Origin of the sequence: Halomonas sp. (assembly GCF_034520545.1) — a bacterium.
Lineage (GTDB): Bacteria > Pseudomonadota > Gammaproteobacteria > Pseudomonadales > Halomonadaceae > Halomonas.
Window position 1 is genome coordinate 224,400 of sequence record NZ_JAXHNN010000009.1, and the last position, 18,639, is coordinate 243,038.

The following is an 18,639-nucleotide window of genomic DNA, read 5'->3' on the forward strand; positions in this document are numbered from 1 at the left end:
GCTCACCTCAGTCGATCGGATTGTCTAGTATCATGTTCATCAGCAACTGGGCCACGCCTCGCTTACCTAGCTCACTCTCTATCCGCCGCAGCATCTTGCGGGTCTTTCGATCTATCTGCAGGGCGTCGCAGACGGCATCCACGCCGTGTTGCTCAAGGTCCCGCAGCATCTGGTCAACGTCGACAGGCGCATTGTCGGGGTCGTGATCCTCCTCCTCCGGCGGGATTAGTTCGGCCAGCTGCCTATTGAAGAAATCCATGGGAGAGGCTTGTTGGATCAGTGACCGAAGACGTTGATGAACGCGCATGTCTCCAGCTTCCCTGGCCCGCTCGGCGGCGATTTCCAGCCGGTCAAGCTCGTCATCGGTAGCGAGCCAATGCCGGGTTGGATAGCGGCCGACAAATTCGTGCAGGATAAAGACCGGGGCCTTGCGCCACTGCTTGAGCGCAGAGCGAGCGAATGCCAGCTGGATATCATGCCATTCAAGACGCTGCCAGAGTTCGCAGGCCTGCTCCATCGCAGTGATAGTCAAGGGTAGCTTGGCCGCCTTCTTCAAGGCCGAGGCGAAGTGGCGGTGAAGGTCCTGCAGCCGGCGCGACGAGCCCAGGGGGAGGTCTTTCAGCTGCGCCATCAAGCGCTGTAGATCCTCGGGGTCGTGAACCTTGGGCTTTTCCAACGTCAGCTGACGCTGAATCTCGTGTAGCGTCAGGCCCGTCAGCAGCGCTTCATGTACGATCAGCAGCTGCGCGCTGGCACTTTGCTGTTGTTCCTGGTGGATCTCTTGGATGCGCTCAACCCCACGCTCTGGCTCGGCACGATACTCGCACAGGGCGTCCAGAATTCGGCGGCGCAGCAGGAAGTCGCCTGACCTGTCCCAGTAGGCGGCGTGGCGCAGCTCACCCTGGGCCAAGTCGGTGCGTGCGGCGCTTATCTGCTTGACGGCATGGGCCAGGTGCGCCTTGACCAGCCGGTCACGCGCGCCGCGATTGATGGGGTCATACTGCAGGATGCGACCGGCCAGCCCGGCCGCTTTCTTGAAGGCGCCGCTAGCCAGGGCCGTGTCCAGCGCGGCCGTCAACACTTTGATATCATGCGGCCAGTGTTCCAAGGCGGCATTCTCGAGGCGGCGAGCCTCCTTCAGCAGCTTGCCGCGCAGGTAATAGTCGTGCAGGCGCAGGTAGGTGGCCACGTCATCCGGGTCGTACTCCAGGCTGCGCTCCAGCTGTTGTGCCGCTGCGTGATCCAGGCGATCCGGATCCTGGCTGGGGGTGGCATCCAGACAGTGAAAGCGCTGGTCGACCCGTCGCAATGTCAGGGCCGCGCGCAGGGCATCGTCGCTGCCGGGTGACAGCGTCCTCTCTCTTTCGAGGGCCTCTACAAAGCTTTCCCAGGCGTCGTGTATCTCCCAGGGGTCGGCATCCTGGGTCTCATGGCACCAGGCATACAGGCGTCGCTGCAGGTATGCCGACGGCAGTTTTGGGCACCATTTGGCGAGATGCTGTATCCCCTCGCGGATGTCGTGGCAGGCTAGGCGCATCGCCTGATCCTGCACCCATGCCTCGCCGAGTGACTGGCGAAGCTGAAACAGCGCATCGATCCGCTGCTTGATCGAGGGCGCAGGCCCCAATCGCTTGAGTCGGGCATACAGTGCCTGGCGCTCTTGCCCCCAGCCACACAGCGTCATCGCGAAGCGTCGTGCGCTGTCGCTGAGCCTGCCTAGGGCCTCGAACTGGCGCGATTCCGGCAGCAAGGCGGTCACCACGGCGTGGCGCACCGCCACGAAAGGGGTGTCGGTGGGCACCTTGTCGAGCAGGGCGGTAGCGGCGTGCGGGTCAGTTTCCAGTTGCTGCAAAACCTTGATCAGCTGGACAAGGTCGCGATAGGGCGAGCGGAACGGAATCCCCGCCAAGGCAGACTCCACACCATCATCATCGCCGTCTACGTAGGCCTGAAGCGCCTGTTGTAGCTGGTCGCCGTGTTGACGAACGGGGTCATCCGGTGCCAGTGCCTCGGCCAACTGCGTATCGCCCGCCAGGTAATGAGCGCCGATCTTGCCGGCCAGGTGGCGCTGCTGTGCCGGGGATTGCCCTTGCAGGGTGCGGGTAGCCTCGAGGGCGTCGACGGTCTGGCCGAGTCGCAGCAAGGCGTCGATTTGGTCGGGCGTCACCTGGGCCACGTCGGCACCCAGGCGTTGACGGTTCTGCCAGATGACCAAGGCTTCCTTGTGCATGCCCTTCGCGGCCAGCGCCGTCGCCCGTCCGGCATAGGCCTGAGCTAGCCCGTGTCGCCACTCCAGGCAGGATTGCTGCTTCAGCAGGGCCTTGAAGTGTTCGATGGCCTGCCGGTAGCGCCCTTGCTCCAGGGCTTGCTGCGCCTCATGAGCGCGCTGCTCACTGGTCATCTCCTTGGATTGAGACTGGCGCTTGCCGCGCTGGGCTGCTTTGCGACGCTTTTTCGCCATGAGTTCCGTGCCTATCGAGTCGCGTTTGTCTGGACGTCAGGGCGGTCGATGTCAACGCCCCTTCGCGCGTTTGCACGCGGGTGAAAAAGGGAGAGGGACACTATACGGATTCCCTCGATCGACGCCAATTGGGAGCCGGGCAGGTGCGCTTCGGGTGTTGCTGATCAAAGCCTGCAGCGAGATCCGCAAGCCGGGTTCGGCTAGTCTGTGGAGACATTCCCCCACGCCGGAGCATCGCCATGTCCAAGGTTCCCGCCGCCTATCAAGCCACCCGGGGGTCAATCCTCGACGTAGACCGCGACTTCTATGCGCGCTTGGCCGAGCCGGGCGGGCGCACCCGTGTCGAGGCGCTCACCGTGCCGATCCGCGAGGGGTTGGCGTGGCGGGTGCCTGCCGGGCATGTGCTGCGGTTGTCGACCCTCGAAGGCCCTCAGGTCGGTGACTTGAACCTTTGGAGCTTGCATAACCCGCGTGAGCGCTTCTGGGCGTCGCGGACGCGTCAGCTGCAGCGGGCCCATGTGTCGACCTTCGATCGCCTCTGGTCGACGCTGCCCTATCTTCGGCCCATGGCGACGATCATCGCCGATACCCTGGGCGGCTATGGTGTGGACGAAGAGGGCGGGCGAGTGCATGACCTGCTGGGGACCCGCTGTGATCCCTACGTCAACAAGCTCTTGACCGGTGAGGACTTCGATCATCACTGCCACTCCAACCTGGTGCGAGCGGTGGCACCCTTCGGCCTCACCGAGTTCGACGTGCATGACGTGCTCAACGTCTTCCAGTGCACCGGTCTCAACGACGATGACCAGTACTTCATGAAGGCTTGCCCGGCGAGGGAGGGCGATCATATCGAGTTCTTTGCCGAGATCGATCTCCTGTGCGCGCTCTCGTGCTGTCCGGGTGGCGATCTATCGTTCGACCTCTGGGGCCCCGACGCCCGCGATCCTCTTGAAACTTGCCATCCCATCGGCGTCGAGGTCTTCCAGCCAGCACCGGAGCTGCTGGCTGGCTGGGAATCACCCGAGTATGCGCCTTACCGGGGTGGGCATGGGCTGCGCGGTCCCGCCATCGACTGGGCGGCGGAGAAGCGCCGGCGGTTATGATGCCCGGTTTATATGCAGACCTGCGATGCTACTGAGAAGCATGGCTGGGAGATCTGTTTGGTGCCGTTAGAAGCCGGCTTCCTTTTGGTGACGGATAGCCAATACGACCAAGGTATTGCCATCGATGCGATACCGGGCGATATAGCCGCTTTCACCGAATTCAATCAGCAGTTCCCGGTATTTCTCGGGCAGATCGTCTATCGGACGACCGATGTGTGGCAATTCTCCGAGTTTCTGGACACCTTGGATGATGGCGTTAGCAGCACGCTCGGACGCTGATGGGTTATTAGGCCGTACAAACTCCCGCAACCGCGCCAGATCTCGAATCGCTGAGCGCGAGAAGATTACTTGTGGCATATCGGCGCAGGTAGCTCTTCATCCGTTCCCCAGCTGGCCAGCCACTGCCTTACTTCGTCGGCGGTAACGTGCATGCCGGTAGCCTGGTAATCCTCCCAGGCCTTGAGTGTGTCTCGTTTGAACGCTTCTCGCCTCTCTTCCCGTTCAACATACTGCTCGATGGCCTCGCGCATGAGCCAATGTGCCGAGCGTTGGCGAGTATCGGCCAGTTGCTGAACCCGTCCTTTCAGGTCGTCGTCTAGTTTGATCGATGTAGGTGTCGCCATGCCGGCCTCCGTGGATAGAGGTAATACCTGTTGCTACTCTAAGCCGTTCCAGCCTGGCTGTCGAGACTGACGCGGTATGCCTCGACTTCAGGTCGCTAACCGTCTGCCAGCCACGCCCATTTCGAGATTCCAGCACAGGAATGCCATCATCGGCACCGGGTACCAGTAGGCTCGTCCGCAGATTCGGCCGGACGGCCATGTGACAATTGTGCGACAGCCGTAACGCAAGACGGCGACCCGAGAGTCGCCGTCCTGTGCTGCCTGTCGTTGCCGCTGGCTCAATCTACCGGGCGGCCCACCAGCGAGCGGGTCTCCTCGCGGGCTTCGGTCAGCGCCACATGGATGACGTCGCCGAGCTTGAAGCGCTCTTCGCCCTCGATCTGGATGCGCCCCTCCTTGTCATCGATCGCTACCTTGTTGCGGTCACTGTGCATCAGCGGAGCAGGGATGAAGGCTGTGGCGCCGTTGGCGGTCAGGCGCACTCGCATGCCGCCACGGTTGACGTTGACGATCTCGGCCTCGAAGGTCTGCTGTGCCTCGGCAGCGGGGGTCAGGTAGCGCACGTAGAGCCAGTCCTTGACGTCGCGCTCGGCCATGCGGTTCAGCCGGCGGCGTTCGGTGAGCTGCTCGGTGAGCTGCTGGCTGGCTTCGGCCGGGGCCTGCTCGCCCTTGAGGACACGCTTGATCAAACGGTGGTTGACCATGTCGCCGTACTTGCGGATCGGCGAGGTCCAGGTGGCGTAGGCGGTCAGCCCCAGGCCGAAGTGCGGACCGGGCTGTGCGGACATGCTGGTGAAGCCCTGGAAGCGGCGCAGGCGGGCATCCAGCCAGGCGTCGTCGCGGCCCTCGAGCTCGCGCTTGAGCTCGGTGTAGCGGGGCAGCTCGGTAAGCTGCTCGCGCTCCACCTGAATGTCCTGGCCGGCCAGGAATTCCTGGGCCGCCTCGGCCTTCTCCGGCTCGAAGGCGCGGTGGACGTTGAAGATGCCGTGGCCGACGTGCTCGGCGAGCAGGTGCGCGCAGCAGGCGTTGGCGGCGATCATCGACTCCTCGATCATGCGGTTGGCGATGCGCCGATGTTCGGTGCGTATGTCCAGCACGTTACCGGCCTCGTCCAGGTCGAAGACGAAGTCGGGACGGTCCTTGAAGACCAGGGCGTGGGCCGCACGCCAGGCGCTGCGCGCCTCGGTCATCGCCTCTAGGGCCTTGAGCTGCTCGCCGATTTCTTCGGCCGGCGCCCAGTCACCCTTACCCTCTAGCCAGTCGGAGACCCAGTCGTAGGCGAGCTTGGCATGGGAGCGCGCGGTGGCGGCGAAGAAGCGGTAGTCGCCGAGACTGCCATCGGCGCCGACCTCGAGAGTGCAGGCCAGTACCGGGCGATCCTTGCCCTCCCACAGTGAGCAGAGGTCATCGGCCAGCTGCTCGGGCAGCATGGTGACGTTCTGGCCCGGCAGGTAGACGGTGAAGGCGCGGGTGCGGGCCTCCAGGTCTGCGGCATGTCCCTCCTCTACATAGGCGGTGGGATCCGCGATGGCCACGGTCAGCGACCAGCCACCATCCTCGCGGGAGCGGATGCGCAGGGCATCATCCATGTCGCGGGTCTTCTCGCCATCGATGGTGAAGAAGGGCTCGGCGGTCAGGTCTTCGCGCTCGAGGCCCTCGTCGAGTAACGGCCAGTCGTCACCGGCGTCCGGGCACTCCTGCTCCAGTGCATGGCGGGCCAGGGTCACGCGCCATGGCACGGCTGGGTCGTCGGTCTTGGCCACCAGCTCGTCGATCTGGGTGAAGAAGGCGCGATCGTCGGGCTTGAGGGGGTGGCGCACCAGGCGAGCCACGACCCAGTCGCCGTCGGCTATGCTGTCCTCGTCCAGGCTGCGCTTGATGCGCGCCTTGAGCACATTCTTCATTACCGGGTGGTCGGGCACCACGGCGAGACGTCCCTCGCGCTTCTGGACGCGCGCGATGAAGCGCTCCATGCCGGTCTCGAGCAGTTTCTCCGGCTCCACGGATTTCTTGTCGCCCTCCTCGTGGACGACGGCCTCGACGCGGTCGCCATGCAGCACCAGTTTCATGGCGGGGGGCGGCACGAAATAGGACTCACCGTCGTCGGTCTCGAGAAAGCCGAAGCCTCTGTCGGTGGCCTTGATCACGCCCTCGACGCGAGGGGTGTTCGAGCGGATCTGTTGCTTGAGTTGGGCAAGCGCCGAGTTGTTCTGCAGCATGGTCACGATCGGTTGGCGGGTAAGAGGGTTACTATACGGATTCGTGACCCCGGCGCCAAACGTTGTGCCGAGAAGGCGGCCCGTAGGCATCTCAGTGCACGGTAATCACGGTGCAGTCGGCGGTGTGGCTGACCTTGTGGGAGACGCTGCCCACGACCAGTCCCTTGAGATCGCTCAGGCCTCGGCTGCCCATGACGATAGCATCGATCTCGCAGCGGCGGGCCTCGCTGACGATGGTTCGGGCCGGATCACCCTGGCGGATCATCGTCTCTACGTTGGTGGCACCGAGTTCTCGGGCTGCTTCCTCGGCGCGATCCACGACCTGCTTGCCGGCCGCCTCGCGCTCCTCTCGCGAGGCCTCGACGGCGATGGCGCCGATGCCCCAGACCAGGGTGGTCTCGTGGGCGAGCTCCTCCGGAATGTGCAGCAGGTGCAGGATCGCGTTTTCCTGCCGGGCCAGCTGGCAGGCCACGGAGAGCGCCTTCTTGGCAGTTTCGGATCCGTCGACGGGAACCAGAATGGAATGGTACATGGTGGGCCTCCTTCAGAGATGAGGGCGTGGGTACCTACCGAGGAGCCTAGTGATTCGCTCTGGCTTTGTCATGATCCTGATCAAGGATGGCGCGTCTTCGCCTTTTCTTCGGCGGCCTCCAGGCGGCGCAGTTGCTGCCAGAGGTCGCGGCGCAAGTCGGCCATGCGGGGTGCCTCACCTGCGGCGAAATCCAGCGGCCGGGCCAGGCGTTGAGTGCGCAGTCCCAGGCGCGCGCCCAGCAGGCCGACGCCGAGGCCCTGGGCGGCTCGGGTCGAGAGCTTGCCGGCCAGATCCATCGACAGCATCTGCATGCTCGCCTCGCTGGCGATCTCGCTGGCCCCGGCGAACGCCATCTGGTAGAGCACGCTGCGCAGCAGCCGCAGACGGGCCGCATAGCCCAGTTCCAGTCCATAGAGCCGGCACAGGCGATCGACCATCGCCAGATGGCGCCAGGCGACCAGCGCCATGTCGACCAGGGTCAGGGGGCTCACCGCCACCATCACCGCCGTCTCGCCGGACATCCGCGAGATCAGCCGGCGAGCCTCCCGATCGCGAGGGGCGAGCAGGTGATGGGTGAGCAGCGCCCGGGTGTCACGCCCGTCGTGGTGCGGCTCATGGGCAGCCAGGAAGGACTGCCAGTGGGGATGGTCCTCGTCCAGGTCGAGGTCGCGGCGCAGCTGGCCGGCAAGCGATAGTGCCTGGCTCGGGGTGGCCTCGGGCAGGGCAGCGAGGCGTTCGCGCAATCGGGCGTGGCGGGTCAGACGGCGCAGGCGCCAGAGTTCGCGCAGCAGGGCCGAACCGCCGAGCCCCAGGGCCAGCAGCAGCAGCAGACTCCAGCCGCCGGCCAGCCAGTCGCCGCCGAGGCTCGCGGCCTGCAGGGTTCGTCCGGCCTCCAACACCCCCATGCCCAGGGTACCGCCAAGCAGGATGAGCAGCCCCCAGCGGCGGCGGCGCGGGCGCATCAGGCCATGCTCAAGTGCCTGTTCGCCGGGGGTCGTATCGGCCTGTGGGTCGGCGAGGGGCTGGCTCGAGTGCCCGGCAGCGTAGTGTTGTCCGGGGCGGGGGTCCTGGGCCTCGGCGTCTCCGGGGGACGTGTCGTCAAGAATAAAGCGCTCGCCCGGGCGCGGTTCCTGTTCGCGGGAAGAGGTCATGACAGCTTGTCTCCGATCAGCCACTCCAGGGCGGCGTCCATGCGGATATGGGGCAGCGGTGCCCCATTGTCGCGGGGCAGGGGGCGAAAGACCGTGAAGTCGAAGCCTTGGCGGGACCAGAAGTCCGCCCCCGGGAGCCGGTCGGGGACCTCGCCGGGAAACAGCAGCAGCGACTCGCCGGCCAGGGTGGTGCCGCGCAGGGCCGGGGAGCGTCGCCCCTGCTGATTCACCTCGCGGCTCTCGGTGGCACGGATCGCTGCTAGTGACAGGGCGCGAACCGGCACGTCGGCGAAGCGCAGGTCCTTCAACGGCTCGGCGAGCAGGGCCTCGAGCAGGGCGACCAGGCGACCGTGCTGCTCGGGGGTGACATGATCGGCCTTGGTGGCGGCGATGGCCAGGCGGTCGATGCGTGGGGCGAACAGCCGCGTCAGCAGGCTGCGCTTGCCGTAGTCGAAGCTCTGCATCAGGGCCGACAGGGCGCAGGAGAGATCCTCGAAGCGCTCGGGGCCGGCGTTGAGAGCCCCTAGCACGTCGACCAGCACGATCTGGCGATCGAAGCGACGGAAGTGCTCGCGATAGAAGGGCTTGACGATGTGCTGCTGGTAGTGGCGAAAACGTCGGGCGAGGGTGGCGTAGAGGCTCTCGGACGGCAGGGCGGCAAGCTCGGCTCGGTCGCCCTCGGTGATCCCCGGCAGGGGAAAGAACTGCAGCACCGGTGCCCCCTCGAGCTCTCCCGGCAGCAGGAAGCGTCCCGGCTGCAAGTCGGCGAAGCCGGCTTCTCGCGCGGCCCGCAGTCCCTTTGCGTACAGCTCAGCGATCTCAGCCAGACGCGCCTCGTCGACTTCCTCGGCCGGGTCGAGGTCGGCCACCGCCTGGTGCCAGTCGGCGAACAGGGCGGCACGCTCGCCGTCAGCGTCATGCCTCTGGGTCCGGCTCCAGCTCAGGTAGTCATGGTCCAGCAGCGGCAGGTCGAGCAGCCACTCCCCGGGGTAGTCGAACAGGTCCAGGGTCAGCTGGCGTGTCTCACCACCAAGCAGGCCCGGCCTGGCCGGCCGGTAGCGGATCGCCAGGCGCAGCTCGCTGATGCCGCGGGTCGGCTCGGGCCAGCGGGGTGGCTGGTTGTCCAGCGCCAGCATCGCCTGGTCGTAGGGGAAGCGCGGCACGCCGAGGTCCTGCTGCTGGACCCGCCGGGCACCGAGCAGCCGCCCCTCGCGAGCGGCCGGCAGCAGGTCAAGCCGTGCCTCAAGCCCGGCATGGCGTAGCTGGTTGACCAATGAGGTGATAAAGGCCGTCTTGCCCGAGCGCGACAGGCCGGTCACCGCCAGGCGCAGCTGGCGGTCGCGGCCGCGCTCGAGCAGGTCTTGGAGTTCACGGGACAGGGGGCGCATGGGGCATCCTTGCGGGGACGTAAGCTGAGCTAATGTGCGGGTCGAGCACGCGACTGACAAGGCGCAGGGTCATGAAGCGGCGCTGCTCCTAGCGTGGTAAGGCACTCACCGGCACGGGTTCGACCAGTCCGAGGAGTTGTACCAGCACCGGGGACGCGGCGATCAGGAACCCCAGTACCGCCAGGCTGCCGCCCAGTAGGCGACGCTCAGGGCGGCGGGCCAGGGTCAGACCGCCAATGCAGACCAGCAGGCCGAGAATATTGAAGACGTAACCCGACATCTGCAGCAGGGCGTAAGGTATCATGGAGCTTCCTTCGGTGGTGGACAGGGGGCATGAGGCGGCTAACCTCTGATGGTATCAGCTCCAGCCCGGGACGATGAGGAGGCCATCATGGAAGAGCGGCACCCGCAGGCGGTGATCGATTTCTGGTTCAAGGAACTCACTCCCGCCCAGTGGTTTTGCAAGGATCCGGCACTGGATGCCGAAATCGCGCGGCGTTTCGGTGACTGGCATGAGGCCGCGGGACGCGGCGAGCTCTGGCAGTGGCGGGTGTGTGCCCGCGGCCGTCTGGCCGAGGTGATCGTGCTCGACCAGTTTTCACGCAATATCCATCGGGGGACATCCCATGCCTTTGCCTGGGATCCGATGGCCCTGGTGCTGGCCCAGGAGGCGGTCGCCCAGCGAGCGGACAGGCTGCTGGAGGTGCCGTGGCGCGCCTTCCTGTTCATGCCCTACATGCACAGCGAATCGTTGGCGATCCATGATGAGGCGATGCGCCTGTTCGCCCAGCCGGGGCTTGAGGAGAACCTGCGCCACGAGCAGCGTCACCGTGAGGTGATCGAGCGCTTCGGCCGCTACCCCCATCGCAATGCCGCACTGGGACGGGACTCCACTCGCGAGGAGCGGGCCTTTCTAGCGCAGCCCGGTTCCTCCTTCTGAGGCTTTTCTCTTGGCGCCTGGTCTCTCGGCGTCTGGCAAGGCACCATCGTGGTGCTCACAACCCCTTCACTTCTTCACCAATGAAAAGGAACGTATAGCATGGGAATCATTGCCTGGTTGATCATCGGTGGCCTGGCGGGCTGGATCGCCGGCCATATCATGCGCGGCGGCGGCTTCGGCATTCTCGGCAATATCGGTGTCGGCGTCGTGGGGGCCGTCATCGGCGGCTTCCTGTTCAGCCTGCTGGGATTGCAGTCAGGTGGCTTTGTCGGCTCGCTGGTCACCGCCATCGTTGGGGCCGTCGTTTTGCTGTGGGTGATTGCCAAGGTCAAGAAGGCCTGAGGCAAGAGTCCGATCTAACCGCGAAATGCCCGCCCAGTTGACGACAGCCCGGGCGGTTTAGCGTGTGGCCTCAGCCCTGGGGAGTTGGCAGGATGCGCCGGTAGCGATCCAGACAGCCGTCCAGCCAGGCGCCGTTCGGCCTGCCCTCGGGAGGCGAGGTGGGTACCTTGACGGTCAATAGGAAGAGGCCGTGGCGCTCGGCATCGCCTTCGGGCAGGCAGTGGCCGAGCTGTCGAGCGAGGTCGGACGGCAGAGTGCCTGGACGCCGCCAGGCAAGCCGCAGGGCTTGCTGGTCGAGCAGGTACTGAAAGCGCGCCGCGTCCTTGAGCACCGCCATGCCGCCTTGCGCGAGCCCCTGGGAGAGGCTCTCCAGCTTGCGGTAGCCCGGAGCGCCGGCGGCCCGACAAGCGTGGGCTCCCTCCACGAAGCAACGTTCTCGCTCGTCGGGGTCCTCCGGCCAGCGGCCTCCGCGACTCCGCCCGGGGGTGGCCACGTAGGGCAGCACCACCGAGACGGCAGGGGTCCCGTCGGGCATCGAGGCCCGTCGGCTGTCGATTACCCCGTGGCCCATCTGGCGTCGTAGCCAGCGGTAGTCACATGCCTGCTGAATCCGGGCCTGGGCATCGCTTATCGTGTGATGAGCGCCCTGCAGGGAACGCAGTAGGGAGAGGGTGCGAAGGATCATGATGCCATTCCGATATGCGAACGGGAGAGCGAAGGACCGAGTTGCCAGGCGAGGACCATAGCAGGGAATCGGCCTCATGGCGTCAACGGCTCCGGGTCGCCAACGCGAACCGCCCGGCTGAAGACAGCCGGGCGGTGGGTCCTGCATCGTCTTCCGGTCGAGCCCTATCAGGCGGTGGCTGCGCTCTTGTTGCCCACCAGCTCCTTGAGGGACTCCTCAATGATGGCGAGCCCTTCCTCGAGGATCTCATCCTCGATGGTGACCGGCATCAGGAAGCGGATGGTGTTGCCGTACAGGCCGCAGGAGAGCAGGATCAGCCCCTTCTCGCGGGCCTTCTTGCACAGTGCGCCGGCCAGGTCGGCGTCCGGGGTGTGGTTGGCCTTGTCGGAGACCAGGTCGACGGCCGCCATGGCCCCCATGTTGCGGCCATTGTCGACGCAGTTGAACGCCTGCTGCCACTGCTCGAAGCGCTTGGCCAGCTTGTCGCCGAGCGCCTGGCTCTTCTCGAGGATGTTCTCCTGCTCGAAGACCTCCAGTACGGCCAGGGTGGCGGCGCAGGAGACCGGGCTGCCGGTGTAGGTGCCGCCCAGGGAGTTGGCGCCGGAGGCGTCCATGTGCTTGTCGGTGCCCACGACGGCAGAGATCGGCATGCCGTCGGCCATGCTCTTGGCCATGGTGATGATGTCCGGCTCGACGCCGCTGTGCTCGATGGCGAACAGCTTGCCGGTACGCCCGAAGCCGGACTGTACCTCATCGATGATCATCAGCATGCCGTGCTCGTCGCAGATCTCGCGGATCGCCTTGAGGAAGCTGGGCGGTGCCGGATAGAAGCCGCCTTCACCGAGGATCGGCTCGAGCACGATCGCGGCGGTATCCTTGGGGTTGGCATCGGTCTTGAGCGCCATCTTTAGGCCGCGCAGGGCCTCGTCCTCGCTGACCCCGTGGTAGGGCACCGGGTAGGGGGCACGAAAGACGTTACCCGGCATGGAGCCGAAGTCGGTGGCGTAGGGCGCGACCTTGCCGTTCATGGCCATGGTCATGAAGGTTCGGCCGTGGTAGCCGCCGTCGAAACAGATCACGTTGTTCTTGCCGGTGGCGGCACGGGCGACCTTGACGGCGTTCTCCAGCGCCTCGGCCCCGGAGTTGGCCAGCATCACCTTGGCGTGGCCGCGCACCGGGGTGACCTGGCTGAGCTTCTCGGCCACCTTCACATAGCCTTCATAGGGCATCACGGTCTGGCAGGTGTGCATCACCTTGTCGAGCTGATCCTTGACCGCCTGGACCACCTTGGGATGGCGGTGACCGATGTTTAGCACGCCGATGCCGCCGGCAAAATCGATGAGGCGATTGCCGTCGGCGTCCCACACCAGGGCGTTCTCGGCGCGGTCGGCAAACTGAGTGGCCGGGCTCGCGGCGCCACTGGCGACGTAGCGCTGCTTGAGTTCATTGAGCTGTGCATTGTTCATGGATCTTGCCTCCTTGTTGAGACGTTGCGGGCGATCAGAGGCCGCCAACACAGACGTATTTTAGTTCAGTGTACTCATCCAGGCCGTGGCGCGACCCTTCGCGTCCCAGCCCTGACTCCTTGACGCCACCGAAGGGCGCCAGCTCGGTAGAGAGAATGCCTTCGTTCACCGCCACCATGCCATATTCCAGCCCCTCCATGACATGCCAGATACGGCGATAGTCACGGGCATAGAAGTAGGCGGCGAGGCCGAATTCGGTGGCGTTGGCCATGGCGATGGCCTCTTCCTCGGTCTCGAAGCGGAATACCGGCGCCAGGGGGCCGAATGTCTCCTCGGTGGAGACCTTCATCCTGGGGGTCACATCGGCAATGATCGTCGGCTGGAAGAAGGTGCCACCCAGCGCATGGGGCTTGCCGCCGCAGACCAGCCTGCCACCCTTTTCCAGGGCATCGGCGATATGCGATTCGACCTTCTCCACGGCGGCCTGGTTGATCAAGGGGCCCTGGACCACGCCCTCGTCGAGGCCGTTGCCGACCTCGAGCTGGGCGACGCGGGTGGCCAGCTTCTCGAGGAAGGCCTCGTAGACACCGGCCTGAACCAGCAGGCGGTTGGTGCAGACGCAGGTCTGGCCAGAGTTGCGGTACTTGGAGGCCACCGCCCCTTCGACGGCGGCATCCAGATCGGCATCATCGAAGACGATGAAGGGCGCGTTGCCACCCAACTCCATGGAGGCCTTCTTGACGGTGCCGGCGCATTGAGTCAGTAGCTTCTTGCCCACGGGGGTGGAACCGGTGAAGGAGATCTTGCGCACCTGCGGATCGGTGGTCAGCACCTCGCCGATCTCGGCCGGACGGGAGGCGGTGACGACGTTGATCACCCCGGCAGGGAAGCCGACCTCCTCGGCGAGCTTCACCAGGGCCAGGGCAGTGAGCGGGGTGGCTTCGGCGGGCTTGATCACCACCGGACAGCCGGCGGCCAGGGCCGGGGCGCACTTGCGGGTGATCATCGCCAGCGGAAAATTCCAGGGGGTGATAGCCGCCACCACGCCGATCGGCTCGCGGAACACCAGGATGCGCTTGTCCACGCCGTGGCTGGGCAGAGTCTCCCCGGCGACGCGCTTGGCCTCCTCGGCGTAGTACTCCACGAAGGAGGCCCCGTAGGCTACCTCGCCGCGGGACTCGGCCAGCGGTTTGCCCTGTTCCAGGGTCATCAGTCGCGCCAGGGCTTCCTGGTTAGCCATGATGGCGTCGAACCAGGCACGCAGTAGACCGGCGCGCTCCTTGGCGGTGCGGCGGCGCCAGGCCGGCCAGGCCTCTGCCGCGGCGGCTACTGCCTCGCGGGCATCCTCGGCACCGAGGTCGGGGACCTCGGCCAGGACCTCGCCGTTAGCGGGATTGGTCACGGCGAAGCGGCGCGTGTCATCGCGCCATTGGCCGGCCACATAGGCCTTGTCGATCAGCAGCTGGGGGTCCGCGGACATGGGGATTCCTCGTCGGGGTTGATCATCTTGTTGGACGAGTGTGCATTATTTAAAACAAGCCGCCAAGCCCCGGTTTCACTCGTTTTTCTCGGCCCGGGGCCACTCGGCCATCGGCGCCGGCAATGCTTTCCGCTACACTATGTCGCCGACTTGCTGCGGTACGCCGCACGGCATATTCCAGTTTCGTTTTTTATCGCGAGGTGAGCCTTGGTCGATCCCTTGAACGCCTGGTGGGCCCAGCAACTGGTGCTGTGTGACTGGGCCTTCACGCCTGATCCCCTGACGGTGCCGGCCGAGGCGGCCGAAGAGCGGCTGGTGGCCCTCGGCGTGGCCGACCGCGGTGAACTGGGCTGGTGCCTGCTGGAGGCCCTGGGAACCGGTGGTTCCAGCGTCGATCCGGCCAGGCTGCTGGCCGGCCTGGAGATCCTCGCCTTGGGTGGTGCCGCGGGTTGGGTCGGGGAAGCGCGCGCACGGGCCTGGGCCCAGCGGTTGGCCGAGGAGATCAGCGCCCACCATGCGAGCCTCGATGCCTGGCTGCAGGCGTTGCTGCATGCTCGCAGCGCCGATGGTTGGGTGCGCGGCGACGACGGCTTCCTCGATGCCTGCGAGGCCCTCTCGGTCCTGGAGCACGACGGGGACGGCATGACCTGGGACATGCTGCAGGAGTGGCTGGCCACTCATGCGACGCTGCTCGAGCTCTGGCCGGCGGCGCCCGAGGATCAGGTCTGGCGACTGCGCGCCGCCTTCTCGCCGGTCATCGAGTTGCCCGCCGGCCCCCATGATTGGCAAGGACTCGAGGTCTGGCTGGAGGAGGCCTGGCAGATCCGTAACCGCGAGGACCTGGTACACAGCCTGCTGTGGCTGGCCACCCAGGGCGACCGTCAGGCCTGGGACCTGGATGCCGGAAGGCTGCTCGAAGCGGATGCCGCGATGCGCCGGCAATGGTGTGAGGCCCTGGCGGGGGGCGAGCGGGACTATGGCCGGGTGCTACAGGGTTTCCTCGATCAGGGTGAACCATTGGAGTGGGCTGCCTGGGATTGGCTGCGGCTGATCGATCTGGCCTGGGCAGGTGCCTGCCTAGGCTGGCTCGAGGCGGGAGAGGCCCGAGACTTCGCCGGCCACGGGGCCGATCTGGCGATGCGCCGCTACAGTGACTGGACCGCCCTGGCACGGGCTTACCAGCGTGGCCGGAGTCTCTTCGAGGGTCGCAACCTGTTGCCTTCCCTCGAGGCGGACTGGTTACTGCTGTTGCACTCGCCGGTGAGCCCTTGGCGCCCGGCCCTGCAGGGGCTGATTCCGGAGGAGCTTCTCGAAGCCTCGCGCATCGCTATGCGGGCCTGGCGTGGCGATCCCCGCCACTGGGTCCTGGCGCTGGCCGCAGTTCGCGAGCCCGAGTTCGCCGCCCGCCAGGGCCCACTGATGGAGCTGCCGGCCACACGTCGCGAGGAGGCGCGTGGCTATCTGGTCGAGACCCTCGACCTGCATGCCGACGAGGGTGTCGAGGCGCTGTCCCGTTACTGGCTGCCGGCTCAAGCCCACCACCTCAACCAGCTGGCGGCGGATGCCGCCCATGGTGCCCTGCCGCCGGCCGAGACTCCCTTCGGTCACCCGGTAGCGGACGAGCTGGCAAGCCGCGATGCCCTCAAGCAAGCAAGCCGTCATGCCGCCACCATCCATATGGCAGAGAAGTTCGCCTTCCATCTGCAGATGGCCATGGACAGCGGGGACTTCGACGCAACCCGCCTGGCCGGTCTGGCTGAGGCCCTGCAGGGCTCGCTGTGCCGCTTCTATCCCGATGCCCGTCGCCTGCTGCAGGCCTGGGCCCACTGGGAAAGCCTGTTGCCCGAACCCGAACAGCCACCGATGGTCGCCGAGATCCGCTGGCATCTGGAGGACCCTGGCAGCCTCTTCCATTGGCTCGACTGGCGCAGCGGGGCATGGCGCGAGCCGGGACCGCGGCCGACGCTTGCCCACTTTACCGCCATGGCGCTGGTCGGGCCGCTCAACAGTCCGGCCTGGAGCCTGCCGCAGCCGGAGAGCGAGCGTGAATGCGCGGCTATCCACGACTGGGTAGATGGGCATTATGCCCTTCACGGAGAGGCGGAGCTGGGCGAGTTCCTCGAGTATCTGATAGAGGTCGGCGATCGCCAGGAGTACCAGATCAACTACGCGCCCTACACACTCAACCACGGACGGCTGGCCTCCGAGATCGCTACCCTCCAGAGCGGCGAGTGCAGCGAGGAGGAGGGTGCTCACCTGCTGCGCCTGCAGCGAGTCAGGGACAATGAGGACGGCTGCAACGAGGTCGACATGGCGGCCTGGGACATCGCCCAGGCCGTGGATCTGGCCATTGCCGGCCGTCAGCTGGGATGGCTCGGCGAGGAGGCGTTCCTCGAACTGCTGGAGCGAGCCCATGTTCTGGCCGGTGAGCACTACGCAGGCTGGGAGGAATATGCCCGCGGCCTGTATGCCGGCTTCTCGTTCTTCATGGGCGAGACCCCGGAACGCGAGAGCTTCCTGGCGGGTTTCCGCCAGGCGCTGGCAGCCTGGCTTTCAGGGGCGCCGCCACTGGCGGGAGTTTGGGCCAGCATCGACTTTCCCGGGGCGCGACCTCGCCACTGGGCGCCACTGCACATCGACACGCTGCCAGGCGACAGCCGCACCCTCCACTGAGGGCTCGCCTTGATAACTAACGAGGTCTATAGTCAATTTTATTATGATATGGCTCTTTCTGTCGGGAGCCTTCACCAGCAGCGAGCCGTTGACAGGCCGCTCTGGCAGTGACACCGGGCTCTTCCGGCAGCACTGCCACAGCGACAAGATCCGGGGACCGAGGGACGCAGGGCGTCTGCGGCACGGGTGCGGCTCAGGGAATGAGGGCGTCGCAGGATGCTGGACAAACGCGTGTGTCGCACCACCGTCGTGGGGGTGACCCTGACACTGTTGGCGGGTTGTGCTGCGTCGAGCGGCATCGAGGAAGATTCCATCGGCGAATATTTTGCTCGGGATTTGCCGGGGATTTCCGCCGACCCGATGATGTCACCCGTGGACAATCCCATCCTGGAGGCCCGAGGTCTGCACAATCCGCCGCCGACACTGATCCGTCGGGCTCTGCTGGCCCAGCATGAGCGTTGGTCTGGTACGCCTTACCGGCTGGGGGGCAGTACCTTCCGTGGGGTCGACTGCTCGGCTCTGGTGCAGAATGTCTTCAACGACACCTTCCGCTTCGACCTGCCGCGCACTACCGAGGAGCAGGTGCACGCCGGCCTGCAGGTTGATCCGGATGCCCTGCGTCCCGGCGACCTGGTGTTCTTCCGTCCTCCCGGGGTCTACCGCCATGTGGGCATCTATGTAGGCAACGGACGCTTTCTGCACGCCTCCACTTCACAGGGCGTGATGATCTCCAACCTCGACAACCGTTACTGGCAGCGCCACTTCTGGCAGGCGAGGCGGACCCTGGAGCCGACCCAACTGGCCCAGCGACTAGGCGACTCTGGCGAGGGTTGAGCCTATATCCCTATTCAGCCGCTGCTGCCGGCAGTGGCGCTTGCCTCGTCTCCCCATACCTCCTCGAGCCGCTCGACGCGGCCACAGGCCGACTTGTAGAAGCGATAGCGAACCGGGTTTTCGTTATAGTAATTCTGGTGGTACGCCTCGGCCGGGTAGAAGGCCTCGAAATCGTTGATCTCGGTGGCGATGGGCTGGTCGAAGCGTTCGGCAACGGTTTCCTTGCTGGCTTCGGCCAGTGCGCGCTGGTCCGCGCCCATGGGGAAGATGGCGCTGCGGTATGAGGCGCCCGCGTCGCAGAACTGGCGGTCCACGGCGAAGGGGTCGATGTTGCGCCAGAACACATGCAAGAGGGTCTCGTAGTCCACTTGGTCGGGGTCATAGTCGACCTTGACCACTTCGGCATGGCCGGTGCCGCCGGCCGTGACCTGCTCGTAGATCGGGTCCTCGGTGTGACCGCCGCTGTAGCCGGAGGTGGTGGCCTCTACTCCCTCGACCTTGTCGTAGGCTTCCTCGATGCACCAGAAGCAGCCGCCGGCGAAGACGGCGCTGGCGGTCTCTTCATCGGCCTGGGCAGTACCAGCGAAAGCGATCGCGGCCGGCAGGGCAAGCAGCGCGAGATGGCGTAGGGTGTGGTGGGAAAGCGGGGTCATGGGGTGGCTCCATCGGTCAGGTTGATAAATTAGAGACTATTTCCGGACAAGGGTTCCGTACAACTCCTGTTCAATATTATTGTCGCTGT

The 18,639-nt window shown here is 65.6% G+C and carries 17 protein-coding genes; 5 read left to right on the top strand and 12 right to left on the bottom strand.

What is annotated here, in order from left to right; genetic code table 11:
• Positions 1–7 precede the first annotated feature (7 nt).
• Entirely contained in the window at positions 8–2,461 is a 2,454-nt protein-coding gene (locus U5L98_RS06065) for a hypothetical protein (RefSeq protein ID WP_322557442.1), read from the bottom strand.
• A 239-nt stretch (positions 2,462–2,700) separates the two neighbouring features.
• On the opposite strand from U5L98_RS06065, the gene U5L98_RS06070 reads away from it, so the two are divergent.
• Complete coding sequence (locus U5L98_RS06070) at positions 2,701–3,564, top strand: urea carboxylase-associated family protein (protein ID WP_322557443.1); 864 nt, start codon at positions 2,701–2,703, stop codon at positions 3,562–3,564.
• 66 nt (positions 3,565–3,630) lie between these two features.
• Here the strand turns inward: U5L98_RS06070 and U5L98_RS06075 are convergent, their stop codons facing one another.
• The 7 genes from U5L98_RS06075 to U5L98_RS06105 all read right to left on the bottom strand — a co-directional run bounded on the left by U5L98_RS06075 (position 3,631) and on the right by U5L98_RS06105 (position 9,781).
• Entirely contained in the window at positions 3,631–3,921 is a 291-nt protein-coding gene (locus U5L98_RS06075) for a type II toxin-antitoxin system RelE/ParE family toxin (protein ID WP_322557444.1), read from the bottom strand.
• Positions 3,909–4,187 carry a CopG family ribbon-helix-helix protein gene (locus U5L98_RS06080; protein ID WP_322557445.1) on the bottom strand — a complete coding sequence of 93 codons (279 nt, stop codon included), beginning with the start codon at positions 4,185–4,187 and terminating at the stop codon, positions 3,909–3,911. Before U5L98_RS06080 ends, U5L98_RS06075 begins: the two co-directional genes overlap by 13 nt.
• Positions 4,188–4,465: 278 nt before the next feature.
• Positions 4,466–6,406, bottom strand: coding sequence for an exoribonuclease II (locus U5L98_RS06085; RefSeq protein WP_322557446.1), 1,941 nt, complete (start codon positions 6,404–6,406; stop codon positions 4,466–4,468).
• Positions 6,407–6,497: 91 nt separating this feature from the next.
• Positions 6,498–6,938 (bottom strand): universal stress protein, encoded by a 441-nt coding sequence (locus tag U5L98_RS06090; protein WP_322557447.1) that lies wholly within the window; start codon positions 6,936–6,938, stop codon positions 6,498–6,500.
• Positions 6,939–7,018: 80 nt separating this feature from the next.
• Positions 7,019–8,089 carry a YcjF family protein gene (locus U5L98_RS06095; protein ID WP_322557448.1) on the bottom strand — a complete coding sequence of 357 codons (1,071 nt, stop codon included), beginning with the start codon at positions 8,087–8,089 and terminating at the stop codon, positions 7,019–7,021.
• Positions 8,086–9,477, bottom strand: coding sequence for a YcjX family protein (locus tag U5L98_RS06100; protein ID WP_322557449.1), 1,392 nt, complete (start codon positions 9,475–9,477; stop codon positions 8,086–8,088). Before U5L98_RS06100 ends, U5L98_RS06095 begins: the two co-directional genes overlap by 4 nt.
• Before the next feature lie 88 nt (positions 9,478–9,565).
• On the bottom strand, positions 9,566–9,781 hold the full coding sequence (locus U5L98_RS06105) for a hypothetical protein (protein WP_322557450.1): 216 nt from the start codon (positions 9,779–9,781) through the stop codon (positions 9,566–9,568).
• An 87-nt stretch (positions 9,782–9,868) separates the two neighbouring features.
• Between U5L98_RS06105 and U5L98_RS06110 the strand changes: the two genes are divergently transcribed.
• A complete protein-coding gene (locus U5L98_RS06110) occupies positions 9,869–10,417 on the top strand; it encodes a DUF924 family protein (RefSeq protein WP_322557451.1) in 549 nt (182 codons plus the stop codon).
• 99 nt (positions 10,418–10,516) lie between these two features.
• Positions 10,517–10,759 (top strand): GlsB/YeaQ/YmgE family stress response membrane protein, encoded by a 243-nt coding sequence (locus U5L98_RS06115; protein WP_089711523.1) that lies wholly within the window; start codon positions 10,517–10,519, stop codon positions 10,757–10,759.
• 70 nt (positions 10,760–10,829) lie between these two features.
• Here the strand turns inward: U5L98_RS06115 and U5L98_RS06120 are convergent, their stop codons facing one another.
• The 3 genes from U5L98_RS06120 to U5L98_RS06130 form a co-directional block, all read right to left on the bottom strand.
• Positions 10,830–11,444: a hypothetical protein gene (locus tag U5L98_RS06120; protein WP_322557452.1), complete on the bottom strand. Its 615-nt coding sequence runs from the start codon at positions 11,442–11,444 to the stop codon at positions 10,830–10,832.
• 167 nt (positions 11,445–11,611) lie between these two features.
• Complete coding sequence (gene gabT / locus U5L98_RS06125) at positions 11,612–12,910, bottom strand: 4-aminobutyrate--2-oxoglutarate transaminase (RefSeq protein WP_322557453.1); 1,299 nt, start codon at positions 12,908–12,910, stop codon at positions 11,612–11,614.
• 34 nt (positions 12,911–12,944) lie between these two features.
• Entirely contained in the window at positions 12,945–14,390 is a 1,446-nt protein-coding gene (locus U5L98_RS06130) for an NAD-dependent succinate-semialdehyde dehydrogenase (protein WP_322557454.1), read from the bottom strand.
• Positions 14,391–14,597: 207 nt separating this feature from the next.
• Between U5L98_RS06130 and U5L98_RS06135 the strand changes: the two genes are divergently transcribed.
• Positions 14,598–17,063 carry a DUF1266 domain-containing protein gene (locus U5L98_RS06135; protein WP_322557455.1) on the top strand — a complete coding sequence of 822 codons (2,466 nt, stop codon included), beginning with the start codon at positions 14,598–14,600 and terminating at the stop codon, positions 17,061–17,063.
• A gap of 216 nt (positions 17,064–17,279) precedes the next feature.
• The gene (locus U5L98_RS06140; RefSeq protein ID WP_322557456.1) at positions 17,280–17,897 is read left to right on the top strand and encodes an NlpC/P60 family protein; all 618 of its coding nucleotides are present in this window, start codon (positions 17,280–17,282) and stop codon (positions 17,895–17,897) included.
• Between the two features lie 14 nt (positions 17,898–17,911).
• On the opposite strand, the gene msrA is transcribed toward U5L98_RS06140, so the two are convergent.
• Positions 17,912–18,550 carry a peptide-methionine (S)-S-oxide reductase MsrA gene (gene msrA / locus U5L98_RS06145; protein WP_322557457.1) on the bottom strand — a complete coding sequence of 213 codons (639 nt, stop codon included), beginning with the start codon at positions 18,548–18,550 and terminating at the stop codon, positions 17,912–17,914.
• Positions 18,551–18,639: the final 89 nt, after the last annotated feature.